General features: G+C 67.9%; 24 protein-coding genes and 2 pseudogenes. 10 read left to right on the top strand and 16 right to left on the bottom strand.

The genetic code is table 11. From position 1 onward, the window contains the following. The first annotated feature begins 11 nt into the window (after positions 1–11). The 3 genes from FOZ76_RS02950 (at position 12) to FOZ76_RS02960 (ending at position 6,696) form a co-directional block, all read left to right on the top strand. Positions 12–2,768, top strand: a complete 2,757-nt coding sequence (locus FOZ76_RS02950; protein ID WP_143946640.1) for a WG repeat-containing protein — start codon at positions 12–14, stop codon at positions 2,766–2,768. Then, positions 2,768–5,629, top strand: a complete 2,862-nt coding sequence (locus FOZ76_RS02955) for a WG repeat-containing protein (RefSeq protein WP_143946641.1) — start codon at positions 2,768–2,770, stop codon at positions 5,627–5,629. Before FOZ76_RS02950 ends, FOZ76_RS02955 begins: the two co-directional genes overlap by 1 nt. A 329-nt stretch (positions 5,630–5,958) precedes the next feature. Further along, positions 5,959–6,696, top strand: a complete 738-nt coding sequence (locus tag FOZ76_RS02960) for an HAD family hydrolase (protein WP_143946642.1) — start codon at positions 5,959–5,961, stop codon at positions 6,694–6,696. A 58-nt stretch (positions 6,697–6,754) separates the two neighbouring features. Here FOZ76_RS02960 and FOZ76_RS02965 read toward each other — a convergent pair whose 3' ends face one another. Then, positions 6,755–7,585, bottom strand: a complete 831-nt coding sequence (locus tag FOZ76_RS02965) for a DUF2243 domain-containing protein (RefSeq protein ID WP_143946643.1) — start codon at positions 7,583–7,585, stop codon at positions 6,755–6,757. Positions 7,586–7,983: 398 nt separating this feature from the next. On the opposite strand from FOZ76_RS02965, the gene FOZ76_RS02970 reads away from it, so the two are divergent. After that, positions 7,984–8,208: a KGG domain-containing protein gene (locus FOZ76_RS02970; protein ID WP_170235271.1), complete on the top strand. Its 225-nt coding sequence runs from the start codon at positions 7,984–7,986 to the stop codon at positions 8,206–8,208. A 238-nt stretch (positions 8,209–8,446) separates the two neighbouring features. Here the strand turns inward: FOZ76_RS02970 and FOZ76_RS02975 are convergent, their stop codons facing one another. After that, a complete protein-coding gene (locus FOZ76_RS02975; protein WP_143946644.1) occupies positions 8,447–8,965 on the bottom strand; it encodes a DUF421 domain-containing protein in 519 nt (172 codons plus the stop codon). A gap of 354 nt (positions 8,966–9,319) precedes the next feature. Between FOZ76_RS02975 and FOZ76_RS02980 the strand changes: the two genes are divergently transcribed. Next, positions 9,320–10,186, top strand: a complete 867-nt coding sequence (locus tag FOZ76_RS02980) for an SDR family oxidoreductase (protein ID WP_143946645.1) — start codon at positions 9,320–9,322, stop codon at positions 10,184–10,186. A gap of 110 nt (positions 10,187–10,296) precedes the next feature. On the opposite strand, the gene dhbA is transcribed toward FOZ76_RS02980, so the two are convergent. From dhbA to FOZ76_RS27380, 5 genes are all read right to left on the bottom strand, one after another. Then, the gene (gene dhbA, locus FOZ76_RS02985; protein ID WP_143946646.1) at positions 10,297–11,058 is read right to left on the bottom strand and encodes a 2,3-dihydro-2,3-dihydroxybenzoate dehydrogenase; all 762 of its coding nucleotides are present in this window, start codon (positions 11,056–11,058) and stop codon (positions 10,297–10,299) included. Beyond that, on the bottom strand, positions 11,049–11,708 hold the full coding sequence (locus FOZ76_RS02990; protein WP_143946647.1) for an isochorismatase family protein: 660 nt from the start codon (positions 11,706–11,708) through the stop codon (positions 11,049–11,051). Before FOZ76_RS02990 ends, dhbA begins: the two co-directional genes overlap by 10 nt. An 83-nt stretch (positions 11,709–11,791) precedes the next feature. Next, complete coding sequence (locus FOZ76_RS02995; protein ID WP_143946648.1) at positions 11,792–12,952, bottom strand: isochorismate synthase; 1,161 nt, start codon at positions 12,950–12,952, stop codon at positions 11,792–11,794. Between the two features lie 400 nt (positions 12,953–13,352). Beyond that, the gene (locus FOZ76_RS03000; RefSeq protein ID WP_143946649.1) at positions 13,353–13,763 is read right to left on the bottom strand and encodes a helix-turn-helix domain-containing protein; all 411 of its coding nucleotides are present in this window, start codon (positions 13,761–13,763) and stop codon (positions 13,353–13,355) included. Positions 13,764–14,109: 346 nt separating this feature from the next. Continuing rightward, on the bottom strand, positions 14,110–14,262 hold the full coding sequence (locus FOZ76_RS27380; RefSeq protein ID WP_170235272.1) for a hypothetical protein: 153 nt from the start codon (positions 14,260–14,262) through the stop codon (positions 14,110–14,112). Positions 14,263–14,866: 604 nt separating this feature from the next. On the opposite strand from FOZ76_RS27380, the gene FOZ76_RS03005 reads away from it, so the two are divergent. The 5 genes from FOZ76_RS03005 to FOZ76_RS03025 all read left to right on the top strand — a co-directional run bounded on the left by FOZ76_RS03005 (position 14,867) and on the right by FOZ76_RS03025 (position 18,530). Next, a complete protein-coding gene (locus FOZ76_RS03005) occupies positions 14,867–15,136 on the top strand; it encodes a BrnT family toxin (RefSeq protein ID WP_143946650.1) in 270 nt (89 codons plus the stop codon). Then, complete coding sequence (locus FOZ76_RS03010) at positions 15,120–15,392, top strand: BrnA antitoxin family protein (protein ID WP_143946651.1); 273 nt, start codon at positions 15,120–15,122, stop codon at positions 15,390–15,392. Before FOZ76_RS03005 ends, FOZ76_RS03010 begins: the two co-directional genes overlap by 17 nt. A gap of 228 nt (positions 15,393–15,620) precedes the next feature. Beyond that, entirely contained in the window at positions 15,621–16,457 is an 837-nt protein-coding gene (locus FOZ76_RS28330; RefSeq protein ID WP_143946652.1) for a tail fiber domain-containing protein, read from the top strand. Beyond that, a complete protein-coding gene (locus tag FOZ76_RS03020; RefSeq protein ID WP_143946653.1) occupies positions 16,409–17,248 on the top strand; it encodes a hypothetical protein in 840 nt (279 codons plus the stop codon). The genes FOZ76_RS28330 and FOZ76_RS03020 overlap by 49 nt, the downstream gene beginning before the upstream one ends. After that, positions 17,139–18,530 carry a hypothetical protein gene (locus FOZ76_RS03025; protein WP_143946654.1) on the top strand — a complete coding sequence of 464 codons (1,392 nt, stop codon included), beginning with the start codon at positions 17,139–17,141 and terminating at the stop codon, positions 18,528–18,530. Before FOZ76_RS03020 ends, FOZ76_RS03025 begins: the two co-directional genes overlap by 110 nt. Positions 18,531–18,619: 89 nt before the next feature. Here FOZ76_RS03025 and FOZ76_RS03030 read toward each other — a convergent pair. The 9 genes and pseudogenes from FOZ76_RS03030 to purD all read right to left on the bottom strand — a co-directional run. Then, positions 18,620–18,877, bottom strand: a pseudogene (locus FOZ76_RS03030) (integrase core domain-containing protein); the annotation flags it as partial. Between the two features lie 180 nt (positions 18,878–19,057). Continuing rightward, a pseudogene (locus FOZ76_RS03035) lies at positions 19,058–19,873 on the bottom strand (integrase arm-type DNA-binding domain-containing protein); the annotation flags it as partial. Positions 19,874–20,127: 254 nt separating this feature from the next. After that, entirely contained in the window at positions 20,128–21,591 is a 1,464-nt protein-coding gene (gene rng, locus FOZ76_RS03040; RefSeq protein WP_143946656.1) for a ribonuclease G, read from the bottom strand. Further along, positions 21,588–22,184 carry a Maf family protein gene (locus FOZ76_RS03045; protein WP_143946657.1) on the bottom strand — a complete coding sequence of 199 codons (597 nt, stop codon included), beginning with the start codon at positions 22,182–22,184 and terminating at the stop codon, positions 21,588–21,590. The genes rng and FOZ76_RS03045 overlap by 4 nt, the downstream gene beginning before the upstream one ends. Before the next feature lie 8 nt (positions 22,185–22,192). Beyond that, complete coding sequence (rlmH, locus tag FOZ76_RS03050; protein ID WP_143946658.1) at positions 22,193–22,663, bottom strand: 23S rRNA (pseudouridine(1915)-N(3))-methyltransferase RlmH; 471 nt, start codon at positions 22,661–22,663, stop codon at positions 22,193–22,195. Positions 22,664–22,666: 3 nt separating this feature from the next. After that, complete coding sequence (rsfS, locus tag FOZ76_RS03055; RefSeq protein WP_143946659.1) at positions 22,667–23,014, bottom strand: ribosome silencing factor; 348 nt, start codon at positions 23,012–23,014, stop codon at positions 22,667–22,669. A gap of 10 nt (positions 23,015–23,024) precedes the next feature. Further along, positions 23,025–23,654, bottom strand: coding sequence for a nicotinate (nicotinamide) nucleotide adenylyltransferase (gene nadD / locus FOZ76_RS03060; protein WP_246129264.1), 630 nt, complete (start codon positions 23,652–23,654; stop codon positions 23,025–23,027). After that, positions 23,651–24,544 carry an oxygen-dependent coproporphyrinogen oxidase gene (hemF, locus tag FOZ76_RS03065; protein WP_143946661.1) on the bottom strand — a complete coding sequence of 298 codons (894 nt, stop codon included), beginning with the start codon at positions 24,542–24,544 and terminating at the stop codon, positions 23,651–23,653. The genes nadD and hemF overlap by 4 nt, the downstream gene beginning before the upstream one ends. Positions 24,545–24,558: 14 nt before the next feature. Beyond that, positions 24,559–25,863, bottom strand: a complete 1,305-nt coding sequence (gene purD, locus FOZ76_RS03070) for a phosphoribosylamine--glycine ligase (RefSeq protein WP_143946662.1) — start codon at positions 25,861–25,863, stop codon at positions 24,559–24,561. Positions 25,864–25,913: the final 50 nt, after the last annotated feature.

Here is a 25,913-nt window from a genome sequence, read left to right on the forward strand (position 1 = left end):
GAGTTTCCTACGTGTCTTCCTTGCCATTGTCCGGTTCACTTCCCGTCGTCCTGGCCCTCGCCGCGTTGGCGGCGGCGCCGCCGTCCGTATCGGCTGCCGAGCCCGCCGAGCCCGATTGGCAGGCCGGCTGCGACAAGGCCGACGCGGGCAGCGCCTGCGCGCAGGCCTTTTCAGAAGGCCTGGCGGCGGTACGCGTGGGCCGGCTGGGCGGCGACGCCGGGCGCTGGGGCTTCGTCGATCCCGACGGGCGCATGGTGATCGAGCCGCGCTACCTCGCCGTGGCGTCGTTCCGACTAGGGCTCGCCGCGGCGCAGTCCGAAGACGGGTGGGGCTATATCGACCGCACTGGCCAGTGGATCATCGAGCCACGGCTGCGCCGCGCCACTTCCTTCAATGCCCAGGGCACGGCGGTGGTCGAGGACGGTGAAGGCCGTCTGCAACTGATCGGCCGCGACGGCAAGTTCACGCGCGCCCTGCCGCGCGGCGCCATGCTGGCGGGCGAGGGGTTCGGCGTGGGCGATGTGGCCGGCCTGCGCGTGCCGTCCACGCCGCTGGTCTGGCAGGAGCGCAGCTACCGTCGCCTGCGCCTGCCGGTCGGGGTGGGCGCCGTGGAGGCAGTGGGTTCGGGATGGGCGCTGGTGCGGCCCGAGCGCACCGGCAGCACCTGGGGCTATGCGCGCTATGACGGTACCTGGGAAGTGGCGCCGGGCGAACTCGATTCCGATCGTGCGCCGATCCGCGACGGCGAGGTGATCGCGCTGCATGGCCCGGACGGCTGGCGCTTTGCCGGCCTGGACGGCGAGGCGCTGGACGACGCGGTATACGCCGAGCTGCGCCACCCCTTGCCGGGCCTGTGGCTCGCGCAGTCCGCCAAGGGCGCCTGGCGCGTGCTCGACGTGCAACGCCGTCCGGGGCCGGAACTGGGCCGCTCGCTCGAACTCATCGGCGAGGGCAACTGGCGAGTCGCCAGCACCGAGAGCGGTGCGTGGCTGCTTGGCCCCTGGGGCCAGGTCCGCGTCTTGAGCGAGGCACCGCTGCAGGCGAAATCGGTGGACCGCCGGGTCTGGCTGTTTGCCACCGACGCGCAGGGCGGACAGGCGCTGCGCCAGGTCGTCGATCTGCGCGACGGGCGCCGCTTGCTCGATGCGGCAACTGCGCAGGCGCTGGCCCGCCGCGACGTGCAGGTGCTCGAGAGCGCGGCCGACGCAGCCCCGACTGGCGACACGCCGGCCGTGCTCGCCCTGGTGGCCGGACAGACGCCGGATGCCGCCCCGTCGGTGCTCAACGCCGAAGGCGCACTGGCGCCGGTGGGTGGCGCCGCGAGCCTGAAGCCCGCGGGCGACGCCGGCTGGGCGCAGGGCGTATCGGAGGATGGGCTGACCGGCCTGGTCGACGGCCATGGCGCCTGGCGCGTCGAGCCTGTCTATACGAGTGTCGGCGCCTTCATCGACGGGCTGGCGCTGGCGCGGCTGCCGGCGGACGAAGGCGAGGGCGAGGCCGGCCGCACGGTGGCGCTGACCGTCGGCGGCGAGCGGATCGACGTGCCGACCCGGATCTTCGAGCAGGCCGAGCGTCTGACCGGCGGCTATATCCTGTACGCCGAGCGTACCGAGGGCGACAAGCGCTACGGTATCTGGGACGTTCGTGCAGGGCGCGCGGTGCTGGAACCCAGCCTGACCGGCATCGAATCCTTCCGCGACGGGTACGCCCTGGCCCGAGAGGCCGACGCCTGGGGCGTGCTCGATACTGCGGGACACTGGCGCATCGCGCCCGGCACGATGGGCGACAGCCGGCCGCGCCATCTGGGCGGGGCGCTCTTTCTGGCGCCGGTGGCCGGCGATGGCGAGCAACCGCGGTACCGGCTGTACAGCGCGGTGGCCGGCAACGCCCTCGAAGAGACGCTCAGCCGTGAGCCGGAGGCCACGGGGCCGGGCCGGTGGCTGCTGCGCCTGAGCGCGGGCGGTGTCGTGGTGGTGGATGGCGAACGTCATATCCTGCTGCGCGAGAGCCGCATACCGCGCCGCGTGCGCACGCTCGGAGATTGGCTGGTGCTCGATTTCGAGGACCGCTATGGCGCCATCGACGGCCAGGGCGAGTGGCGCATCCCGCCCACGCTGCCCGGTCCGCTGAATTTCGTCGCGCCCTTGAACCTCGCCTCGGTGTTCGGCGATGGCCGGCATATCCTGGTGGATCTGAACGGTGCGCCGCAATTGCCTGACCGGCCGGGAGCCCAACCCATCCCGGGCATGGCGCGGCTCGCGTGGTCGCGCGGTCCCGACGGCGGCACCCAACTGCTTGCGCCGGACGGCACGAGCGTGGCCACCTTCGAGCAGCCGCAGGTGCTGGACCCGGGCAGCGCGGGCGACGGCTGGGTGGCCTATCGCGAGGGCGCGCGCGCCGGCTTCATGGACGCGGACGGCAAGCGCGTCACGGGCCCGCACTTCGACCGGCTCGGTGTCTGGCGCGAAGGCCGCGCCTACGCGCAGCGGCGCGATGTGTCGGGCAGTCTGCTCGGCTACATCGATGCGCAGGGGCACTATGCGATCAGGCCCCGCTTCGACTGGGCGCAGCCGTTCTTCGAAGCGCGCGCCTGGGTGATCGAAGGCGGCGGGCTTGCCCTGATCGACCGCGACGGCAACGTGGTGCTGCGCTCGCTGGCCGAGTGCGGCCAGCGCGTGCTGCTGGGCGCGGCCGACGAGCCGCGCTGGCCCACCGAACGCCTGGCCTGCCAGACCAACCCCTCCTCGAGCGCAAAGACCAACCCGTGATGTCCTCTGCTGTGATTCGAACCACGCCGCTGCACCGTCTGTCGCCGTTGTGTGCGGCCATGCTGCTCTTCACCGCTGCGCCGTTCGCCGGCGCCCAGGCTCAGCCCCAGGCGCAGGGCGCCGCCGCTGCCTGTTATGCGGCGCCCGCGGCTTCCGCCGAACCGGGCGCCGACAGCCGTAACCTCTGCCTGCGCGACATCGTCGACGGCCACGCCGCGGTGCGCCTGCCGGCCGCGGACATTCCCATCGACGATGCGGCGCGCATGGCGAAAGGCGAGCGCTGGGGATTCCTCGATGCGCAAGGCGGGCTGGCCATCGCGCCGCAGTTTCTCGCGGTGGACGATTTCCGTCACGGCCTCGCGGCGGTGCGTACCGAGCAGGGCTGGGGCTACGTCGATGCGCAGGGCGATTGGGCGATCGGGCCGTCCTACGCGTATGCCGGGCCGTTCGCCGAATCCGGCCTGGCCTTGGTGCGGACGCCCGAGGGCTGGCAGGTGATCGACCGGCAAGGCGCTGTGGTACTCGCGCTGGACGCGGGCGTTGCGCAGGCCACGCTCGAGGGCGCGGCGCCCTCGCGGCTCGCGCTGCGCTATGCGCGCCGGCATCTGGCGCCCCAGGGCGAAGAAGTCGCGGTGCCGGCCGACGTGACGCTGGTCGAGGCGCTGGGCAGCGAAGGCCTGCTCGTCGCGCGCCGGGGTGATACCTGGGGGCTGCTGGACGGCTCGGGCCAATGGCGGGTGGAGCCCCGCTACGCGGCGATCGACCCCTGGCGCGGCCCAGGCATGGCCGGCGCGGCGACGGCACGCGAAGCGTCGGGCGCTTTGCGCGTGCTGCGCGCGAACGGCGAGGTATCGAGCGAAGCCTACGAACAGGCCAGGCCGCTCGCCGGGCGCTATGTGACGCTGGTCGCCGGCGATGGCGCCACCCATCTTTTTCGCAGCAGCGGCGAAGCCGTGCTGAGCCTGGCGCAGGCGCCGGGGCAGAGTCTGCGCGAGGCCGGCGCCTTTCTGTTCTGGCAGCCGGCAGACGGGCAGACCCTGGTGCTGGCGCCGCAGGCCACCGAACCGACCGCCTTGCCCCGCGATCAGGTCGTGCGATCCGCGAACGGCGAGGTGCTGCTGCTCGCGCAAGGGCCGGACGGGCCGGTGCGCGGCCTGGTGCTGCCTTCCGGGCGGCGCATCGAGACCGGCGACGCGCTGGCCTCGGTGGCGCGCGTGGAGCGCCAGGGCGAGCGGATCTGGCTGGCCGATGCCCAAGGGCGCTGGCTGGACATCCTGGATGCCGACGGCCGCAGCCTGCTCGCCGCGTCCGCGCGCCAGGCCCTGCGCGAGGGGAGCTGGCAGCGCCTGGACGGCGACGCCGCCGGCATGCCACTGGCCCTGGCGCGCACGCACTGCGGCTGCGCCGCCGGCGGTGCAGGCCTCATCGATGCCGATGGACGGCTGGTGGCCGATGCCGCCTGGAACGGACTGTTGCCCGACGATCCCGCGCGCCGGGACGGCGCGCCGCGCTTTCGGGTGACCACGGCCCAGGGCATGGGCGTGCTCGACGAGCGCGGCGGCGTGGTGCTGGCGCCCCGGCTCGGTCACATCGGGGCGTTTCGCGGCGACTACGCCGTGGCGTATGCCGATGGCGCCATGTTCGCCGTGGATCGCCAGGGTGCGCGGCATGCGTTGCCCGATGTGTTCGTGGCCGAGCCGATTGGCGGCACGTGGTTCCGCTTTCTGGATAGCGCGCTGGCCGATGCGAACTGGGGCATCTACGACGTGGCGAGCGAGAGCATCGTCCAGACTCCGCCGCTGGCCGCCATCGGCGAGCGCCAGGGCGAGTACACGCAGGCCGCGGTGCGCACGGATGGCGGCCTGCGATGGGGGGTGCTGGGCCCGGACGGCCAATGGCGGCTGCAGCCGGAGTTCGCCGAGTTCGAGCGCCTGGCGAGCGGCGACTGGAAGGCCGTTGCGCCCGCTGCGCAGGGTCGGGCGCGGATCGGCATCGTCGCGCCGGATGGGCGTTGGCTGGTCGAGCCGGTCGAAGGGCTGGAGATCGTCGCCGATGCGACGGGCAGTTGGGCCGCCGCCGCGGGCTCGCGCTCCTGGATGCGCCGGCCCGATGGCGATGTGCTCGCCAGCGCGCCCGGCGAGCGCTATGTACGGCAGGATCGCTGGATCGTCGTCGAACGCGCACCGCAGGTCGGCTATCTCGAACCGGATGGCGCCTGGGCGCTGGCGCCTTTCGACGCCGACGGCGCCTCGGCATTCACGCCACAGCGGCGTACCGCGCTGGTCTGGCGCGGCGAGCGCGCCTGGCTCGTCGACGAGGCGGGCAAGGAGATCGCGCGCCTGCCGGACGGGCCGGGCTGGCGCTGGCCCGCGCAGGCCGAAGGGCCGTATCGCGTGCGCAGGGGCGAGGACGGCAAGCGAAGCACGCAGTATGCGGACGCCAACGGCAAGATCACGCATACCCTGGACGGCGTGGGCGGCCCCCGCATCAACGGCATGATCGTGCTGAGCCCGGCCCAGGGGCGCGTGACGCGACTGGACGTGAACGCCAAGGAGAGCGTGAACTGGTTCCTCGACAGCCTGCGGCCGGGCGCCGGCGGGCCGGCGGCGGCCGGCGTGCGCGGGCGCTATGGCTACGTCGATGCGCAGGGCCGCTATGTGCTGGCGCCGGTGTATGCCGCTGCCCAGGCCTTCGTCGGCGAGCGGGCCGTGGTGTCGACCCACGACCAGTCGCTGCTGATCGATGCCGCGGGACGTCCGCTCGCGCGCGTCGAACGCCAGTGCGGCATCCACGTGTTGTACGGCGCCGACGCGACCCGTGTGTGGCCCGAGCAGATGCCTGTGCGCTGCCCGCCCGCCTGAGGCGGGCGGCGGGGGCGCGGGCTAGATCGGACGTGTCGGTCAGCCGGTCGCACGCGCGCTCAGGTCGTCGAGAAGGGGCTTGAGGCGCAGCTCCGTGTCGGGTTCGTCCGCCGGGAGGAGGGCGGCATTGCGGTATCCTGCCGGCTTGCCGGTAAAGGAGATGTCGTGTCCAGCAGAACGCTGCGTGTGCGTGTCGTGTTGTGGGTCTTTCTTGCGATTGCGCTGGGCGCCGGCGCGGTGGCGCTGGTCTACTGGCTGTTCATGAGCGCCATCGGTCAGCGGTGAGGGTACGTGCGCGGGCGCACGGGGCTTGCGGTATGCTGCGGGGCATGCTCGATCTCTCCGCCATCCGAGGCATCTCCCTGGACCTCGACGACACCCTCTGGCCGGTGTGGCCGACGATAGGCCGCGCCGAACAGGTATTGCACGACTGGCTGCGCGAGCACGCCGCGCGTACGGCGGCGGCCTACCCGATACCGCAGGCTTTGCGCGAGCTGCGCCTGGCCGTGGAGCGCGACCGTCCCGACCTGCAGCACGATCTCAGCGGACTGCGGCGCGAGTCCATCCGCCTCGCCATGGCCCGGGCGGGCGACGACCCCGAGCTCGCCGATACGGCGTTCGCTGTCTTCTTCGAGGAGCGCCAGAACGTCGAACTGTTCGACGATGTGCACCAGGTGCTGGCCGCCCTGAGCGCACGCCTGCCCATCGTTGCATTGACCAACGGCAATGCCGACGTGCACCGCACCGGCATCGGCCAGTATTTTCAAGGGGCGCTGCACGCGCGCGAGTTCGGCGTGGGCAAGCCTGATCGCCGCATCTTCGAGGCAGCGGCGGATCTACTCGGCCTGCCGGTCGGCGCGGTGCTGCACATCGGCGATGACCCGGTGCTCGACGTCAAGGGCGCCCACGAGGCCGGCATGCAGACCGTGTGGGTGAACCGCTCGGGCAAGGAATGGGGGCTGGATTTCGCGCCGGGACTGGAAGTGACGGCGCTCGCCACCTTACCCGACGCGCTGCGTGCTTCGGTAGCCGATGCAATGGGGCGGCAGGCCCGGGCCGACGGCTGAGCACGCACGCGCGGCGAGGTGACGCCGCCGCGGCACAGGCAGCCGGGCGCCGGATGCCTCATGCCGGCCTGGCCGGGCGGCCCCGGCTTTCGGACGACGGTTCGACGAAATAACCGCCGCAGCCGCCCACCGCACCGGCGCCGCTGGCGTACATGGCGCCCGAGCGAAGCAGCGCCATCAGCGAAATCCCGCCTTCGGCGCGTACCACATAGGCACCGCCGCTGCGGTCCATCCACAGCAGACGGGCGCCGGCCGCATCGAGTACCGCGCCCGCGTCGGCGAACGACTTGCCGGGCGCCATCACCACGGTGAGGGTTGTGGGCGCGCGGCCGAACAGGGGCTGCACGTTCAGCGCGGCCGCCGTGGCGGCCAGCGCGATCAGGGCCAGGGTGGCGTGGCCACGACCCGGCCCGGGAGGGTGCCCCGATGCCGTCCGGAGCAGCCATCGGCCGAGCAGGAAGGGGCCCAGGCCGAAGACGGCGAGCCATGCCAGATCCCACGCCAGCGGATTGGCCGTATCCATGCGGATGCGGTGTATCCCCAGTATCCAGTGCGAGAGCAGCGCATCGAGCGCGTGCCAAGCCGCGAAGCCGTAGAGCGCCGTGCCGAGCACCGCACGCCACGGCAGAGCGCGGGCGTGGCGATGCCGGACCAGCAGCGCCAGGCCCCACGTCAGCACCAGATACATCGCCGCGTGAAAGAACCCGTCGGCGGCGATCTGCAGGCGCAGGTCTGCCGCCACGCGGTCTATCCCGCTGAGCAGGTGGTGCCACTCGAGGATCTGGTGCAGCAGGATGCCGTCGAAGAATCCGCTCAGGGCGAACCCGATCAGAAATATCGCCAGGCGCTGGCCTCGAGGCCGGGCGTGGCCAGTGTGTCGTTCTTGCATACCGTTACTCCCGTGGCGGGCGTGCGCGCATGGCGCACCCCTGCCCGCAGCGGCGCGCCGTCCGTGGCAGCAATCGATGGGCCACGGCAGCCCTTCTCTGCCTTGATAGGGAGACAGGCCTCTGCACGCCAGCCGGGCAGGCGGGTATCCATGTCGGGATCGGGCGCGATGACGAGGTATCGCTCGGCATTCCTGCCCGCACGCGCCGCGCGGCAGGCCCGTGGCGGCGCCGGCCGTTACCTATACAACAAGCGCGCGGGAGGAGGCATCGCGTTCGGCCTGCGACGGCTGAGCAGGAGTCTCCGCCGCTTTGCAATATGTGCATGGTCGCAGCCCTTGGCGCCCCGGGGCGGAGGGAGTTGGCATGGACGTTGCATTGAAGAGGATGCCATCGCGAGATGGAACTTCTCAACTTCAAATGGAGGTACATTCAAATGGCGAATCAGCAACACAATCGTCAAGGTCAATCGCAGAACAACCGCGGCTTTGCGGGCATGGACCCCGAACGCCAGCGCGAAATCGCCGCCAAGGGCGGTCGGGCCTCCCATGAGTCCGGCAACGCGCACGAGTTCGACTCCCAAGAGGCGCGCAAGGCGGGCCAGCAGAGCCACAAGAACCGCTAAGCGGTTCGCACTTCCCGGGCGCGAAGCCCGACATGCCGGCGTTGCGTAGCGGCATGTGCGGCGGGGTGGAGGGTGACTGCCTGCGGGCGGGCCCGAGCCCCGCTTCTTCTTTGTGGTCGGCGCGTGTTCCGCGGCGCATGCTTGCCGTGCCGTGCCGTGCCGTGCCGTGCCGGCGCTAGCGCGGCCATGCACGGCGAGGGCAGCCGACAGGCGTGTCCGGCGCTTGCGGGAAGCAGCGTCAGTACGTGGGCCGCTTCGGTTTACCCACGAAGTGACGGCGTATGACGCTGATGCGCCCGTCCGCTTCGATATAGGCCCGATGCACTTCGTCGAGATCGCCCACGCCGGCGGCGCGAAGCTCGGCCAGCAGTTCGTCCTCGGTCAGATACTCCTTGCGCAGGCCTGCGCGCAGTATCTCGCCATCCTTGACGAGCAGCACCTGGCCGGGCTCCAGCCACCGGCGCACGCGTGGCGAGTAATAGCCCAGGCGGTCGACGATGATGCTCCAGAACACGATGGTGGCCACCACGGTGATACCCGACAGCAGGGTGGAGTCGTCGCTGCTCGCGAGCGCGTTACCGGCCGCGTCGGCGACCAGCATCACCACCACCAGGTCCGCCACGCCGACGGTGCCCAGGTCGCGCCGCCCCGCGAGCCGCAGCAGGATGAAGATCGCCCAGTACATCACTGTGCCGCGCAAGACCATTTCCAGCGGCGAAGAATCCAGGTAGAGGATGGCAGCGAGTTCGGCGGGCATAGAAATGACGGATGAGGGATCGGATGCAGCGGATCGCGAGGCAGGGCCGAGCAGCGCACGCGGCCGTGGCGCCGGCCGGCGCCACTCGATTTCAGGCGGCGACCGGTGCCGCGAGTACAGTGTCGCCCTGCGGTTGCGCCTTGCCCGCACGGTTCAGCAAGCAGCGTACCCCTTACCTGGGGGCAGCCACGCCGTACAAGCTGGTGTCGGTGCGGAACGTGCGCGGCATCTGTCGAGCCCGTGCGCGGCGCCGGCACACGGGCGTCTGGCTCGGCTGCCTGTCTTGGAATGGGGCTTGCTGTCGTCAGGCTGGGCCATTCGGGTCCCGTTCGCACGCACGGAGGTTCGTCAACCATGAGTTCGGAATCGAGCGACAAGACGCTGCCGCCCCAGGAGCAGCCGCGACAGCCGGGTATCCAGGCGCAGATGACGCCGCAGCCGGAGGTCGTGCAGCCGCCCTACAGGGCCGCGGGCAAGCTGGAGGGACGCAAGGCCGTGGTGACGGGCGGCGACAGCGGTATCGGGCGGTCGGTCGCCGTGCTGTTCGCCAAGGAGGGCGCGGATGTGCTGGTAGCCTACCGCGACGAGCATGACGACGCGCGCGAGACGCAGCGTCTCGTGCAGGCCGAGGGGCGGCGCTGCGAACTCTTTGCCGGCGACATCGGCGAAGAGGCCCAGGCGCGGGCGCTTGCGCAGCGCGCCGCCGAGCTTTTCGGCCGGGTGGACATCCTGGTCAACAACGCGGCCGAGCAGCACACGAGCCAGGCGCTGGAAAACGTGTCCGCCGAGCAGTTGGAGCGCACGTTCCGCACCAACTTTTTCGGCATGTTCAACCTGACGCGCGAAGTCCTGCCGCACATGCACGAAGGCGGCGCGATCATCAACACCACCTCCGTCACGGCCTACCGCGGCAGCTCGCACCTGATCGACTATGCATCGACCAAGGGCGCCATCGTGGCCTTCACCCGCTCCCTGTCGTCGATGGTGATCGAGCGCGGCATACGCGTGAACGCGGTGGCGCCCGGGCCGATCTGGACCCCGTTGATTCCCGCCTCGTTCAGCGCCCAGGAAGTGGAGAAGTTCGGCGCAAGCGTGCCGATGAAGCGGCCAGGCCAGCCCTCGGAAGTCGCGCCGGCCTATGTGTTCCTTGCCTCGGACGATGCGAGCTACATGAGCGGCCAGGTGCTGCACCCCAATGGCGGCGAAGTGATCAACGGCTGACGGGAACCCTGTCGCCGCGGGGCGGGCACTTGACTCGTGCGCCCGCCCCGCGGTGGCGCGGGCGACGCCCGCAGCCGGCGAAAATCGGTCTCGGCCGGGGGTCCGCAGTGTCAGGCGCGCTGGGTCGCTCCGCCGTCCACGTACAGGTCGGCCATGGTTACGTGGCTGGCCTGATCCGACAACAGGAACATGACGGCGGCCGCCACATCTTCCGGTTCGCCGATCTTGCCCAGCGGGATCCCCGCCTTGAACTGCTCGGGAATGCCGGCGATCACGCGTTGTTCGCCCGACGCGTCGGCCCACATACCGGTCTGCATGGGCGTGCGGGTGGAACCCGGGGCCACGATATTGCAGCGGATGCCCAGCGGAGCCAGTTCCAGGCCCAGGGAACGCATGTACATCGTGGTGGCGGCTTTCGAGGCCGCGTAGGCCGCCATGCCGTAGCGCGGCACGCCCGCGGCGTTCGAGGAGACTGCCACCAGCGCACCCTCGCGCCGCGGCCCCATCCGGCGGGCCAGGGCGCGGGTCAGGTGAAAAACGCCGTCGGTATTGACCGCGAACGTCTGTCGCCAGTCGGCCGCCGAGGTCTCGGTAGCCAGCCCAGTGGTGAGCACCCCGGCGAGCGACACGCCGAAGCGGATCGGCCCGATCTCTTCTTCGACGCTTGCCACCAGGGCGTCGACGGCCGACGCATCGCGCACGTCCAGCGGCAGCCGGGTCAGGCCGTCCACGGCGGCGGCTTGCGGCCAGTCGAGGTCGGTGGCCACCACGCGGGCGCCGGCTTCGATCAGCGCATGTACCACGGCGGCGCCGATGCCGCCGCCCGCGCCGCTCACCAGCGCGATTCGATTCCGAAAGCCCGTCAGTTGCATGATGCCGTCTCCGTGTCGAGCGCCGCGATCAGCGCCTGGGTACTCAGTGCGACGCCGCAACGTCCGGCGACCCATTTCAAGGCCATATCGTGGTCCTCCCGGTTGAAGTCCGCCACGGCGTCGGCGACCAGGAAGGGTTCGATATCCCGCTGGAAGGCCTCGGCGGCCGTGGCCATGCAGCCAATGTGGGCATAAACGCCGCAGACGATCAACTGGTCGCGCCCGCGCACCCGCATCAAGTGCTCGAGGTTCGAGCGCTGGAAGGCGGAATAGCGGTGCTTGACCAGCACGAAGTCTTCTTGTCGTGGGGAGAGTTCCGGAATGATGGCTTGATGCTCGGGTACCGCCGACATGCCCGGCCCCCAGAGGTCGGCCTGCAGGCCGCGGTCGCGCCGGTCCTGGTTGCCCGCCTGGGCCGTGTAGAACACCGGCATGCGCAGCGAGCGCGCGCGCTCGATCAGGCGCACGATGTTGGCGACTGCGGGAGCCAGCGGGCTGGCGTCGGCGGCGTAAGGCGCCAGAAAGTAGCGCTGCATGTCGTGCACGAGCAGCGCAGCGCGCGCAGGGTCGGCACGCCACGGCGCGCGCGACGCGGGAATCTCGTCTTCGGTGGGTAGCGGGTAGATGGGGATTCGGGGTAGACCAGCCATGATTCGATCTTCGTGGGGTGCGGAATGGGAAAACGGGCGTACGGGCGGAGGCGCTCGCCGGTGGACGTCGAGCGCAAGGCCGTTCATGCTGCGTTGTCGAGAGACCGGCCGCTTTCGTCGATGCCGAAGGTCGCCAGCATGGCCAGGAACTTGGCCGAGGTCTCGGCTTCTTCCAGGGCAGGGTCGGAGCCGGCGACGATGCCGGCGCCGGCATAGAGCCTGGCCTCGGTGTCGAGAAGCTCGGCGCAGCGCAATGCCAGGTACCAGCAGCCGTCGCCCGCACCGTCGATCCAGCCCACCGCACCGGCGTAGAAGCCGCGGTCATAGCCTTCCAGCGCGGGCAGGGCCGCTTCGGCCGCGGCGCGCGGCATTCCGCCCACCGCGGGGGTGGGATGGAGCACGGCGAGAAGCTCGGCGCACGAGGACTCGGGGTCGCGCAGGCGGCCTTCGATCCGGGTTCCCAGATGCCACATCTGCGCCGTCGAGACCAGGGCCATGCCCTGCGGAGCGCTCAAGCGGTCGCAATAGGGCGCCAGTGCATCCAGCACCATCTCGGCCGCCATGGCGTGCTCGCGTCTGTCCTTGTCCGACGCCAGCAAGGCCGCGCCCGCTGCACGATCCCGTGCGGTGTCGGCGTGGCGGCGAGCCGAGCCCGCCAGTGGGTGCGAGACGACTTGGCGCCCCTGCCGCTGCAGCAGCAGTTCGGGCGTCGCGCCCAGCAAGCGGCGGCGTTCGCCGGCACGACGCGCGGGGAGCGGGACGCGGAACACGGTGGCTTCGGGATCGCGCTGCAACCGCGCCAACAGCTCGGCCTCGGCGTGCGGCTGCTCGCCCAGTAGGCGCAGGCTGCGTGACAGCACGATCTTGTCGAACTCGCCGCGCTGGATGCGCCGCACCGCTTCGGCTACGGCAGCGCGGTAGCCGGCGCCCGAAGGTTCGGCCACCACACGCACGGCGCGGGTGCCGCCGCCGCTTGCCGCCGGGGCTGTCCAGCGGCGTGCGACGAGCGCATCGGGTTGGAACAGCGCGTCGTCGGCGCGGCGATCATAGGGAATCGCCCCGACCAGCAGCCGTGGCCCGTCGGGATGGGAATCGAAGAAGCTCGCGGCGCGCTCGGCCAGCGTGGGAAGCGCGCCGCTGGGCAGGTCCCGCTTGCGTCCCGCCACGGTGAGCGAGTGGCGGGGCCCGTCCAGCAGGAAGTCAGGCACCGGCGGGCGGGGGGCATCATCGGATAAAGGAGTCATCAGCAAGGCTCGTCACAAGACAAGGCTCGGCATACCCACGCCTGCATGAGGGTGGGCGGCCGCCCTGTTCGGCGCCGGCAACGCTGGCTGGAGGAAGGCTCGCCCTGAGGCGGCGGCTCCTGCCGGATTGCCGGCCGTCAACAGGCGTGTCGGACGGTGTGGCGGGGAAGAAGGCCGGGGCGGCTTGAAAGGGCGAGTGTCACGAAAAAGCGTTGCGGATGAGGCACGAACCGACCCGGCCTGGAGCGGCCGGCGAGATCGGCGATGCAAAGGTGTCGGATAACGGACCGGCGCAAGTGACGGCCGGACGCTCGAGTATACGCCCGTCGGGCGAGGCCACGCTGGCGGTGGATGGCCTGGCGATAGGTCCTGCCGTCATCCGCACGAGGCCGGCGAACGCTCAAGACATGAACACGGTCGGCGCTACATGGAACCGCTCGGATAGGGCCTTCACCTGGCGCAGGTTGAGCTCGCGTCGGCCGCGCAGGATTTCGGAGACCACGCCCTGGCTGCCGACTTCGGGCACTTCGGACTGGTTCAGGCCATGTTCATTGATGAGCGCGCGCAGTACGTCGGCAGGCGCTGCAGTGTCAGGCCAGGGGTGTACGCGGTCTTCGTCCTCGCGGATGCCGTCGGCAACGACATCGAGCAGGCCGGGCGCAGCCTCCACGCCGGAGCGTGCGGCGTCTTCGGCAAGCTGCTCGGCCAGGGCAAGCATCTGCTCGTAGTGCGATTCATCAAGGATCGGTCCGCCGATTCCGTAGCGCTGGTGGAAAGCCGCCCATTCGCGGCACAGATCTTTGACGTTCATTTCCAGTCACCTTTGCCGTAGTCCTTGTGCGTGAGCACGGCTTTGACCGAGATGATTTGCGGGCGAAAGCAAGGGTATGGTCCAAGGCATTTACGCGGACCGGGTTATGGTCATTCGCTTTATTCCTGCATTCGGCCTATGCTGGCATGTTGGCTTCAGCAAGCGTGCTGTGGCCGCCCATAGGCCATGGAGGTCGAAATGGACAAGAAAGGAAAGCCGGCAAAGAAGGCGCAGCCGAAGTCGCCACGACCCGCGAACGAAGGGGGCTGGCCAGGCCAAAGCCCTGATTCGGGGATCAAGTTCGCAAAGTCGGTTCACGACCGCAAGCCCGGCGGGCGGGGCGCAGCTAGGGGTCGGTGATCGACGTTAGCGGCTTGGCCGCTGCAACCAGTCGATTGAGCGGCTCAATCAGCAGGCCCTGCGAGTATTCGATGCAGATTTGGTGCACCTCGGCGCAAGTAGCCGCGCAGGCCTGCCATATGGCGAGCGCGGTATTCATCGATTCCGGCAGCCGATACGCGTAGATGGGAGGGCGCAGACCAGCTCTGCCATGCTCGATGCACCGGCATCGTCAGTGCCGGACGGCGGTTGACAACCGCTGAAGGTGTCTCGGCAATACGCGAGGGTTCCGACGGATGTCGTCCAAGTGACCTGGCCTCGCGTGCTGCCGGTTTGCCGACTGGCGTGGGGGCGACCCCAGCCAAGGGGCGAGCGGCAGCGGTTGGTGGCGATCCCGGGGTCGCCGCCTGCTAGCGCCAGGCACGGCGCGATATAAATGCCAGCCCTCAACAGTTGGCAGGCCTGCCAGCTCAATCAGGGCGTATGCCATGATCAAGCCGACCCTCAGCTACAAGCAACGCCGATCGCTGATCCTGTTGCTCATACTGCTGGTCGGTTAGCAGGGTACTACCCTCGAAAAAGGGTGGCTACACTTCATTGAGCGCACATCGCTGCGCGCCCTCTCCTGAATCCCTGGTTGTTAAAGAACGAATCGCCGCTAGGCAGGGTACTGCTACGAGCATTACTGGTTGGGCTTGGCCCCCAGGGTTGCGTAACTACAAAAAATTCTTGCAGTGCCTTGTTTTTGTAACTACAATAACTGCGTGAACCTTACATTCGACCCGGCCAAGAACGAGAGCAACATCGCCAAGCATGGTGTGTCGCTCTCGCTGGCGAGCAACCTGGAGTGGCCGGAAGTGATGTGTAAGCCCGATACGCGGCAGGATTACCACGAGGTACGAGAAATTGGCTATGGCGTGATCGGCGATCGCCTTTACTGCGTGGTATTCACGCAGCGCGGCGACACGATGCATGTCATCAGCCTGCGCAAGGCGAATTCACGGGAGGTGAAACACTATGTCGAGCAAACGTAGGCTGATTGTGCCAACGCCTGAAGAAGACGCAGCCATCAACGCCGGCATTGCGGCCGACCTCGACACGTACGAACTGGGCGCGGACGAGTTCAAGCAACTCAAACGCATCGGCCGGCCGCCTAAGGCTAGTCCGAAGGTCGCGGTGACGATCCGTTACGACCAGGAGGTCATCGATGCCTTCAAGGCCGGTGGGGAAGGGTGGCAGACCCGGATGAACGACGCACTGCTGAAGGCGGTGCGGCAAGGCGCGCACTGAGCGCCGACAACCGCCTAGACGTTAAAAATCCCGCGCGCGGCGGAGTGGATCGGCAGTGGCGGGTGTACTCAGCCGTCGCTGTGCTTTTCGGGGTGGTCGGTGATCCGAGGTATTCCTGTCGTCTTGCCGGGGTTCTCGTTCTGCCATTCGTGCAAAGCGATTGCCACAGAATGTCCGTGTCCAGCACCAGCCGATTAGCCGCGTCTTTGAGCCAATCATGATCGTCGTGTGCAGCTATGGCGTGGTTCAACGCATCGTTCAAAAGGTGTATGCGCTGCGACGGGCACGATCAGTACGTCCGACGCCCGCGAGAAGTCCACCCCGGCCGAGATCTCCGATGAGGTTTTGGACGCGTGGCAGGACGTTTCTCTCATCGCGTATCAGTTTCTGTCCGCGCTTGCGCTGAAGGGCGCTTCGGCCAGGATCCATATCGGCCTCATCGCCCAGCAGGTCCGGGATGCATTTACCGCCCAAGGCCTGGACGCCACACGGTACGGGCTTCTGTGCCGGGATGAGTGGGAGGAGGAGTACGAGCCCGTGATGGGTACGCGGGATATCTACCAATGGGTCGAGCACGAGACCCGGGAAAAGGACGAGCCCGTTCGCATCGAATGGCGCTACGACAGGATCGGCACTGAGGAATACGAAACCGACGAGCGCCGTTTGGTGCGCAGCGGGAGATCGGTGGGGAGTCCGCGCGGACCAGTGCCTATTTCTGGAAGCCGCTCTTCAGCGTCGCACCGTTGCGCGACTCGCCGCACGCGTCAGCGCGCTGGAAGATTGAGGCGGGTCAAATGTGTGGTCGTTCTTCCATGGCTCTCCTGTCCTGATAGAAGGGCGTTGTCTGGCGTTCGCCATGGAGCCCAAAGCGCTTCCGTGAGCCTCATCGCACCAGCCAATGTAGTAGAAAGAAACATACTTGATGGCCCACCCCGCGCGGGCTTTTTCCTCATCCGCAATACCTGCCCACCGTATCATGCATTGTGCGGGAACTTGAAGGCTTCAGGAGATATCTCATGGCAACCGTCTCTCGCGATTTTATTGACCTTGGTGCGGAGGGCGTGAGTCAGTCGCGATCTGCCATGTTCAATCGGCAGACCATTCAGGCTGCGGTGAATGAACTTCATGGGCGTTCCCAGGGAGGCTGCCTCTTGCTGCCGGCGTGTTCGGGAGGCGGTACGATCGATGTCGATCAGTACTCATATCTCTACAACGACATCACGATCGAGGGATACGGGCAGGCGACCGTCCTGCGTAATGTGACGGAGACCGAGACTTTCGGTGGCCAGGGGCGCATCTGGGATGTGGGCAACTACAACCCCAACGATATCCTGACTGAGCCCGCATATGACGTCGACCCGCTGGCGCGTGGGTCGGTCACGGCGACGCTGGTAACGGCCGGGCATGCGAGCCAGTTCGCGCCGGGTGATCTGGTGTGGGTCGCTACGAGCGAGCGCGTGGGCATGTTCGCTGTTGGGTTTCAGGCGAACCGCATCCGCTCGATTTCCGGGGCAGTGCTCACGATGGAGCGCCCCTGGTACGACGACATCGGAGGGGTGCAGCCGCAGATCTACAAATCGTCGGGCACGATCATCAATGCCAATGATGGCCGGCCTCGCCGGCTCGTTGCGGGCTGTGCATTCCGAAAGCTGCGCATTCCGAAAGCTGCGCATTGTCACCTCAGCGCCACGGGCATGGGCTACGGCAGCGGGCGGCATGTACGAATGCACGTTCGAGGATCTGTGGATGGATGTTCGCGCGGCGATCTATCACAACGCGACGTTCTACAGCAGGTTCAACCGCATCACTTCCACGTTCTGCGACCGTTTTATCGAGTCGGGTGTGTACTCCCATGATAACGACTACACGGTCATCCAGGGCATCTATCAGCCGCGCGACATTCCGGTCGAGGGCGAGCCGCTCATCGGATTTAACGAGAATAGTCGTCGCGCGCGCGTGCGTAATTTCCGCATAGACGCTGGAGAATGCGCGGAGGCGGCCGTTGCATCCTGGTTCTGGGCGAGCGACTGCTCGGTAGAGGACGGAGTGGTGTATGCCCGCAACCTGACGAGTGACCTTATCAAATTCGCCCCGGGCCTGGGGCAATCGTGCTCTCGCAATGCGATTCGCCGCGTCGAGGTTGACCAGGCTACTCCTGGCCGTCTATTGGTATTCGGCTATGGCACACAAGTAAGCGATAACGCCGATAATGTCGCCGAGGACCTCACGTTCACCGGCCCCCAGGCCCAGCCCGACGCAGTGCGCATGGCGTCGGGTCAACGTCCTGTTGCGCGGGGAATCGTGTCCGAGCGTGGAGGCTACGTGGTGACCCAGGGGGCTGTCGAGCCGCAGCTCGAGCGCATCGTTGCACGGTCGGAGCGGCACATGATACAGACACGCTCGCGTACGGTTACGATTACCGGTGTGTCGCCCGATGGCTCTGGCGGTGTGCGGATGACCGCCGCTGATCATCTCTTGCGTTCCGGAGACCGGGTGCGCATAAGCGGCGTTTTTGGAGTGCCAGTTAACGGTAGCTGGATCGTCGCCAGCATGGATTCTGACCAGTTCGACCTTGTCGGTTCAGTGTTCAGTGGCAGCTATGAGTCGGGCGGTACGATGCGTTGGGAGGCGACGGGCCAGTTTCTTGACATGCGTGATCTATCGGCAATCGATCTCGCGCGTGTCGGCGTCAAGGTCGGCCCCCCGGGTAGCGTCACGTCCACGAACCCCAACAACGTGGTCGCCTCGACGGTCGTCCCTATCGATACGCTTGTTGCGGGTGACGAGATCGACGTGCGGACAAGCTGCCTGGCGAGTGGTACTGCAGGTGCGAAAACGGTGACCGTCCTGCTTAACGGCACGGCGGTTGCCACACTCGCATACACATCGGCCGAGACTGGCAACGGAGCGATCGATGTCAAGATCTACACTTCGTCCGCAACAGGCGGCAAGTACATCACCGGTACGGTGCGAAAAGGCTCGAACGTCTCAAGCTTGCGGTCTGTACATTCGATCAACACACAAGCGGAACCGCTGCGCATCGACGTCGTTGCCTATGTCTCGTCATCGCCAGATGTGCTCTATCCCGATGGCACGGTGATTCGCGCCAATCGATGGGGATCACTGCTAGATAGCTGAAGCCGCATTCCATCATTCGCACCAACTGGCCCGCCGGCGAGAGCCCGCGGGCTTTTTCTTCGCCCGCAGTCACCCCGTAAGCTCCCCTGTCAAGTAGACAACGACAGATACAGAGTCGGAGCGCGGATTAACCGAGGCATGTACTGCACCGGCCGGACGCCGCCCAGCGCTTGGTGTGGGCAGTATTCGTTGTAGTCGATCAGCCATTGGTCGGTGATGGCCTGGACCTGTTGCAGCGTGGCGAACAGATGGGCGTCGAGCACCTCGGTCCGATACGTCCGATTGAAGCGCTCGATGAAGGCATTCTGGTTAGGCTTGCCCGGCTGGATATATCGAACGGCGATGCCTTTGGCAGTTGCCTATTGTGGTTGAGGCACATTTCCGAGATGTCGCGTCCCACACCCAACGCTCGCAAATGCGAGCGACCTGTCGAGCGGAGGTCGTGTGGGGTGAAGCGGCGAACAGGAGGGATATGGTGCTCGAGCCAGTACTTGATAGCGTCGGCGATCGTGTTGTTGTTGATGTGGTTATCGCCGTGCGCTCACTCGAGGCGGCTGTAGGTGCGGGCAGGTACAACGAACTCGGAGTTCCAGGCCAATGGCCGCAGTTCGTGGAACCAGCCGGCCACCGGCGGCGTCAGGGGCACGTCCATAGCCGTTCCGGTTTTCGACGCCAGTATTTGCCAGCGCGCAGCCCAGAGCGTCGACGGTCTCCTCGTCAAGGTGCACATTGGCCCAAAGCGCGGTCACGAACTCGTTCGACCGAACCATCGTGGCAAGCAGCACCCATACCGCCAACTGGTTGATGCGGTTCATCGACGGGTTCATGACGTGCTTCAGCTCCGCGTTCGTGAGCATGAGCCGCTTGCGTGGTGCGGGGCGTTTGCCGATCACCGCTTCGAGGTCGATGTCTGTGCAAGGATGCGTCGTGATGACGTGCTGGCCGGGCCCGTGCTTGAACAGTTCCTTGGCGACGATCCAGAAGGATTCAGCTTCGCGCCAGCCGCGCTCTTGGTAGCGGCGGAGCAGAGTCGCAATATCAGACCCGTTGATGGACGGCGCCGGACGCCCGCCGAACTGCGTGCGTATGCGTTTTCGCTGGCGACTGTAGGTGCGATTGGTGCTCGCGGACAGGCCGGGCAGTATCTTCGTCTGGTAGTCGTCGATAAGCCAGGCAACGGACTTCTCGGCCTGCGCCGCTCGTTTCGCTGCTTGCTTCTCTGCCGCAGGGTCCGCGCCGGCATCGATCTGAACCCGATAAGAGCTGGCGAGCTTGCGTGCACTCGCCAACGCCAAGTCTGGGTAGTTGCCCAGCGTCAATTCTCGGCGTTTTCCAGCAAAGCGATATCGGAGAACTCATGTCGCCGTGCCGCTGGCTGACAGCGTGAACGTGAGTCCACCGCCATCGGACTTCGCGACGGGGGCGCCCGCTCGAACCCAGTTGCGGAGCTGGACCTCGATGAGAGAGCCTTGTGCAGTTCTTGTTGCCATCGTCTGACTGGGTAGCTTCTTCTCTAGCTACCCACCTAGGAACCACGAAAAACAGAAAAATCAAGGACTTGATGTGATGCGTGAGACGCCGGGAAACGCCGGGATACTCAAACCAAGATTACGTCGTACTGCTCCTGGCTGTACGCCGTTTCCACCTGCAGCGACACCGGCTTGCCGATGAAGTCTCCCATCTGTGCGAGGTGCTGGCTTTCTTCTTCCAGAAACAGGTCGATCACGGTCTGTGAGGCGAGGATGCGGAACTCGCGCGGATTGAACTGGTGCGCCTCGCGTAGCAGCTCGCGCAGGATCTCGTAGCACACGGTGCGGGCCGTGCGGATGTTGCCGCGCGCCTGGCAGACGGGGCAGGGCTCCGTCATCATGTGGGCCAGGGACTCGCGCGTGCGCTTGCGCGTCATCTCGACCAGGCCCAACTGGGTGAAGCCGTTGACGGTGACGCGCGTGCGGTCGCGTGCGAGGGCCTTCTTGAGCTCCACCAGGACCGCATCGCGGTGCTCGTGGTTCTCCATGTCGATGAAGTCGAGGATGATGATGCCGCCGAGGTTGCGCAGGCGCAGTTGGCGCGCGATGGCCTGGGTGGCTTCGAGGTTGGTCTTGAAGATGGTGTCGTCGAAGTTGCGGCCGCCGACGAAGCCGCCGGTATTGACGTCGATGGTGGTCAGCGCTTCGGTCTGGTCGATGATGAGGTAGCCGCCGGACTTCAGGTCGACCCGGCGCGACAGGGCGCGCGCGATTTCCTCGTCGACGTTGTAGAGGTCGAAGAGCGGGCGTTCGCCGCTGTAGTGGGCCAGGCGCGCGAGCACCTGCGGGGTGTACTCGCCGGCCCATCCGCGCAGCGCGGCCACGGTGGCGCGCGAATCCACCTGGATGGTCTGCGTCTCGGCGCTCACCACGTCGCGCAGCACGCGCTGGGCGAGGGTGAGGTCTTCGTGCAGCAGGGTGGGCGGGGCGCTGGTGCGGCTGCGCTGCTGTACGGAGCTCCAGAGCTTGGCGAGGTAGTCGATGTCGGCGGCGATCTCCTCCTCGCTGGCGTCCTCGGCCTGGGTGCGCACGATGTAGCCGCCGGCTTCGTCTTCGGGGGTGAGGCGCTGCACGAGCTCGCGCAGGCGGTTGCGCTCGGTCTCGGATTCGATGCGTTGCGAGATGCCGATGTGCGGGTCGTAGGGCAGGTAGACGAGCAGCCGACCGGCCAGGCTGATCTGCGTGGACAGGCGAGCGCCCTTGGTGCCGATCGGGTCCTTGATGACCTGGACCTTGATCGACTGGCCTTCGAACAGCAGCTTCTCGATGGGCGTGGGGGTCTGTCCGTTGGCGCGCTCGAGCCGGTTCTCGCGGATGTCGGCGATGTGCAGGAAGGCCGCGCGCTCCAGCCCGATCGCCACGAAGGCGCTCTGCATGCCGGGCAGCACCCGTGCGACCTTGCCCAGGTAGACGTTGCCGACGTAGCCCTTGTGCGCGCTGCGCTCCAGGTGCAGTTCCTGGACGGCGCCTTGGGAAACGACGGCCACGCGCGTCTCGAACGGAGACACGTTGACGAGGATGTCTTCGCTCATGGGAGGGTGATGCCGACGTGGTTGAGCAGGCGTGCGGTCTCGAACAGGGGCAGGCCCATGACGCCGGTATAGCTGCCTTCGATGCGTTCGACGAAGATGCCGGCCAGGCCCTGGATGCCGTAGGCGCCGGCCTTGTCGTAGGGTTCGCCGCTGTCGCAGTAGCGCGCGATGTCGCGCGCGGACAGGGGGCGGAACTGGACGGTGGTGATCGACACGTCTTCGTGCAGACGGCCGTCCAGGGCGGCCAGGGCGAGCGCGGTGCGCACTTCGTGGCGGGTGCCCGAGAGGCGGCCCAGCATGGCCGCCGCCTCGTCGCGGTCGGCGGGCTTGCCGAGCACGTCGTCGCCCAGGATCACCGTGGTGTCGGCGGCAAGGACCGGGCGCACCGCGAGCCCGCGCTTGCGGATCGTGACGACCCCGCGCTGCGCCTTCTCGCGCGCGGTGCGTACGACATAATCGGCGGGCGACTCGCCCGGCAGGCGTGGCTCGTCGTCCTCGGTCGCGGCGAGCACGAGTACGTCGTGGGGAACCCGCATGTGGGAGAGCAGCTCGCGGCGGCGCGGGCTGCGTGATGCAAGATAGATGGCCGTCATACCCCGGATTATGCCCGGTGGTAGGGGTGGTTGTGCAGTATGGCCCACGCGCGGTAGAGCTGTTCGGCCAGCAGCACGCGCACCATCGGGTGGGGCAGGGTGAGGGAGGACAGGCGCACCAGGCGGTCGCAGCGCTGCTTGAAGCCGGCGTCCAGCCCGTCCGGGCCGCCGATCACGAAGGCTACGTCGCGCCCGTCGTTGCGCCATTGCCCGAGATGGGTCGCCAGGTCCATGGTGGTGAGGTCGCGGCCGCGTTCGTCCAGGGCGATGCGTAGCGCGCCGGCCGGCAGCGCGGCGTCGATGCGCTGGGCTTCGGCGGCCATCATCTGCGCGGGCGTGCGGCCGCTGGTGCGCGGCTCGGGCTTGATCTCGCGCAGTTCGATCGGGCAGTCCGCCGGCATGCGCTTGGCGTACTCGGCGTAGGCCTCGGCGACCCAGCCGGGCATGCGGTTGCCGACGGCGGCGATGATGAGCTTCATGCCTTACTGGCCGAGCTTGACCCGCACCGGCTTGCCGCCCCAGACTTCTTCCAGCGCGTAGTACTGGCGGATGGCCGGTTGCATGATGTGCACGACGATGTCGCCCAGGTCGACCAGCACCCACTCGCCGGTTTCCTCGCCTTCGGTGGCGACGATGGGCACCTCGAGCGCCTTGGCCTTCTCGCGCACGCTGTTGGCGAGCGCGCGCGTCTGCCGGTTGGAGGTCGCGCTGGCGATCACCACGCGGTCGAACAGGCCCGTCAGATGGGTGGTGTTGAAGACCTTGATGTCCTGCGCCTTGACGTCTTCCAGGGCGTCGACGACGGCGCGTTGCAGTTTTCTGAGATCCATGTAGAAGTCGTCAGGTCCGATAGAGATGGTGAGTGCGGATGTAGTCGGCGACGGCTGGGGGTGTGAGTCCGTCGATGGGTTGGCCGCGGCGCAGGCGCTCGCGGATGTCGGTGGCCGAGGCGTTGCGCGGCGCGAAAGGCACGTGCAGTACGCTGCGGCCGTGCGCGTCCAGCCATTGCTTGAGCGCGGCGGGTGCCTCGGGCGGATGGCCGGGGCGCTCGGCGACGGCCAGTTGCACGCGGGCGGCGATCTCCTGCCAATCGCGCCAGGTGTCGAAGTTGCGTAGCTGGTCGCTGCCCATGAGCCAGAACAGCGTTTGGCCGGGGTCTTCGCCCGCCTTCAGTTCGCGCAGGGTCTGCACCGTGTAGGTCGGCCCGCCGCGGCGGATCTCGCCGTCGTTGATGGTCAGGCCGTCGCGGCCCTGGATCGCCAGCGCGAGCATGGCCAGACGCTGGTCCGCGCTGGCGCCCAGGGCGCCGCGCTGCCATGGCTGCGCGGCCGGCAGCAACTGCACTTCGTCCAGCGCGAGCGCGCAGCGCGCGCTCTGCGCGAGATCCAGGTGGGTGCAATGAATCGGGTCGAAGCTGCCGCCGAGCAGCCCGACGCGCCGGGCATCGGCCGCATGCACGGGCTGGCTCAAACCCATTCGCGGGGAACGAGGAATTCGGCGAGCCCGGCCTCGGCGCTGCCGGCCTCGGGATGGTAGTCGTAGCGCCAGGCGGCGCCGGGCGGCATGGACATCAGGATCGATTCGGTGCGTCCGCCGGACTGCAGGCCGAACAGGGTGCCGCGATCGTAGACGAGGTTGAACTCGACGTAGCGGCCGCGCCGGTAGGCCTGGAAAGCGCGCTCGCGCTCGCCGTAGGCCAAGCCGCGCCGACGCTCGACGATGGGCAGGTAGGCGGCCAGGAAGGCGTCGCCCACCGCGCGGGTGATCGCGAACGATGCGTCGAAGCCGGGCTCGTTGAGGTCGTCGAAGAACACCCCGCCCACGCCGCGCGTCTCGTTGCGGTGCTTCAGGAAGAAATACTCGTCGCACCAGGCCTTGTAGCGGACATACCATTCGGCGCCGTGCGGCGCGAGGGCGTCGGCGCACACCTGGTGGAAGTGCCGCGCGTCTTCCTCGAACGGATAGTAGGGTGTGAGATCCATGCCGCCGCCGAACCAGAACACGTCGCCCGCCACGAAGGCGCGCACGTTCATGTGCGTGGTCGGGATGTACGGATTGCGCGGATGCAGCACCATCGACACGCCCATGGCCTCCCACGGGCGGCCGGCGAGTTCGGGACGCCGCGCGGTGGCCGACGGGGGCAGGGTGCTGCCGCGCACGTCGCTGAAGAGCACGCCCGCGCGCTCGAACAGCTCGCCGCCCTCGATGAGGCGCGAGATGCCGCCGCCGCCCTCGGCGCGTTCCCAGGTGTCGGTGAGAAAGGCGGCCTGGCCGGCCTCCTCCAGCGCACCGACGATGCTCGCCTGCAGGCCGGTGAAGTAGTTGCGCAGCGCGTTCTTGCGCTCGTCCTCAAGACTCATGCTGCCCTCCCGTGTCAGGACCGGGCCTGGCCCGGCTTGGCGTTGATGGCGCGCCAGCCGATGTCGCGGCGCACCTGCGAGCCCGCGAAATGGATGCGGTCGACGGCCTGGTAGGCGCGCTGCTGCGCGAGCTTGACCGAGTCGCCCAGCGCCGTCACACAGAGCACCCGGCCGCCCGAGGTGACGACCTTGTCGCCGTCCTGGCGGGTGCCGGCGTGGAACACCATGCAGTCCTGGGCCTCGGCGGGCAGGCCGTCGATGGCGTCGCCGGCGCGCGGCGTGGCGGGGTAGTTCGCCGCGGCCATGACCACGCCCAGCGCGGTGCGGCGATCCCAATCGATCTCGGCCTGGTCGAGCGTGCCGTTGACCGCGTGCTCGAACACCCTGGTGAGATCGCTCTTGATGCGCATCATGATCGGCTGGGTTTCCGGATCGCCCATGCGGCAATTGAACTCCAGCACCTTGATGGTGGCGGGCTGGGTGTCCGTGGCCGGCGCGATCATGAGGCCGGCGTAGAGAAAGCCGGTGAAGGGCGTGCCGTCGTGGGTCATGCCGTGGATGGTGGGCAGGATCACCTCGCGCATGATGCGGTTGTGCAACTGCGGGGTGACGATGGGCGCGGGCGAGTAGGCGCCCATGCCGCCGGTGTTGGGGCCCTGGTCGCCGGTGAGCAGCCGCTTGTGGTCCTGGCTGGTGGCCAGCGGCAGTACGTGCTGGCCGTCACAGAGGACGATGAAGCTGGCTTCCTCGCCGAGCAGGCACTCCTCGATCACCACGCGCGCGCCGGCCGCGCCCAGCGAGCCGTCGCCCAGCATGGCGTCGATCGCCTGATGCGCTTCGTCCGCCGTCTGGGCCACGACCACGCCCTTGCCGGCGGCCAGGCCGTCGGCCTTGATGACGATGGGCGCGCCCTGTTCGTCCACGTAGGCATGGGCGGCGGCCGGATCGGTGAAGGTCTGGTAGCGCGCGGTGGGGATGTTGTGGCGCACCATGAACTGCTTGGCGAAGTCCTTGGAGCTTTCAAGCTGCGCGGCGGCCTGGGTGGGACCGAAGATCTTGAGCCCGCGCGCGCGGAACACGTCGACCACGCCGGCGGCCAGCGGCGCTTCGGGGCCGACCACGGTGAATGCGACCTGGTTGGCCTGCGCGAAGTCGGCGAGGGCTTCGAGGTCCGTGATCTCGACATTCTGCAGGCGGTCGTCGCGGGCCGTGCCCCCGTTGCCGGGAGCGACGTAGACCGTCTCGACGCGATTGGACTGGGCCAGGCGCCAGGCCAGGGCGTGTTCGCGGCCGCCGGAGCCGATGATCAGGATACGCATGATATTTCGGGTTACAGACACGTTGAAGCCGCCGCCCCGGGTGGGACAGC

The sequence above is a fragment of the Verticiella sediminum genome (assembly GCF_007558815.1).
In the GTDB taxonomy this organism is placed as follows: domain Bacteria; phylum Pseudomonadota; class Gammaproteobacteria; order Burkholderiales; family Burkholderiaceae_B; genus Verticiella; species Verticiella sediminum.

Excerpts from the sequence above, each read along its gene's own strand:
- FOZ76_RS03020 (WP_143946653.1), top strand. The coding sequence starts at position 16,409 with ATGGCAACCGTCTCTCGCGATTTTATTGACCTTGGTGCGGAGGGCGTG.
- purD (WP_143946662.1), bottom strand. The coding sequence starts at position 25,863 with ATGCGTATCCTGATCATCGGCTCCGGCGGCCGCGAACACGCCCTGGCC.
- FOZ76_RS02980 (WP_143946645.1), top strand. The coding sequence starts at position 9,320 with ATGAGTTCGGAATCGAGCGACAAGACGCTGCCGCCCCAGGAGCAGCCG.
- FOZ76_RS27380 (WP_170235272.1), bottom strand. The coding sequence starts at position 14,262 with ATGAATACCGCGCTCGCCATATGGCAGGCCTGCGCGGCTACTTGCGCC.
- FOZ76_RS03010 (WP_143946651.1), top strand. The coding sequence starts at position 15,120 with ATGTCGAGCAAACGTAGGCTGATTGTGCCAACGCCTGAAGAAGACGCA.
- FOZ76_RS03025 (WP_143946654.1), top strand. The coding sequence starts at position 17,139 with ATGGATGTTCGCGCGGCGATCTATCACAACGCGACGTTCTACAGCAGG.
- FOZ76_RS03000 (WP_143946649.1), bottom strand. The coding sequence starts at position 13,763 with ATGAACGTCAAAGATCTGTGCCGCGAATGGGCGGCTTTCCACCAGCGC.
- FOZ76_RS02970 (WP_170235271.1), top strand. The coding sequence starts at position 7,984 with ATGGAACTTCTCAACTTCAAATGGAGGTACATTCAAATGGCGAATCAG.
- rsfS (WP_143946659.1), bottom strand. The coding sequence starts at position 23,014 with ATGGATCTCAGAAAACTGCAACGCGCCGTCGTCGACGCCCTGGAAGAC.
- FOZ76_RS02975 (WP_143946644.1), bottom strand. The coding sequence starts at position 8,965 with ATGCCCGCCGAACTCGCTGCCATCCTCTACCTGGATTCTTCGCCGCTG.
- FOZ76_RS02995 (WP_143946648.1), bottom strand. The coding sequence starts at position 12,952 with ATGACTCCTTTATCCGATGATGCCCCCCGCCCGCCGGTGCCTGACTTC.
- rlmH (WP_143946658.1), bottom strand. The coding sequence starts at position 22,663 with ATGAAGCTCATCATCGCCGCCGTCGGCAACCGCATGCCCGGCTGGGTC.
- hemF (WP_143946661.1), bottom strand. The coding sequence starts at position 24,544 with ATGAGTCTTGAGGACGAGCGCAAGAACGCGCTGCGCAACTACTTCACC.
- FOZ76_RS02960 (WP_143946642.1), top strand. The coding sequence starts at position 5,959 with ATGCTCGATCTCTCCGCCATCCGAGGCATCTCCCTGGACCTCGACGAC.
- dhbA (WP_143946646.1), bottom strand. The coding sequence starts at position 11,058 with ATGCAACTGACGGGCTTTCGGAATCGAATCGCGCTGGTGAGCGGCGCG.
- FOZ76_RS03045 (WP_143946657.1), bottom strand. The coding sequence starts at position 22,184 with ATGACGGCCATCTATCTTGCATCACGCAGCCCGCGCCGCCGCGAGCTG.
- rng (WP_143946656.1), bottom strand. The coding sequence starts at position 21,591 with ATGAGCGAAGACATCCTCGTCAACGTGTCTCCGTTCGAGACGCGCGTG.
- FOZ76_RS02965 (WP_143946643.1), bottom strand. The coding sequence starts at position 7,585 with ATGCAAGAACGACACACTGGCCACGCCCGGCCTCGAGGCCAGCGCCTG.
- FOZ76_RS02990 (WP_143946647.1), bottom strand. The coding sequence starts at position 11,708 with ATGGCTGGTCTACCCCGAATCCCCATCTACCCGCTACCCACCGAAGAC.
- FOZ76_RS02955 (WP_143946641.1), top strand. The coding sequence starts at position 2,768 with ATGTCCTCTGCTGTGATTCGAACCACGCCGCTGCACCGTCTGTCGCCG.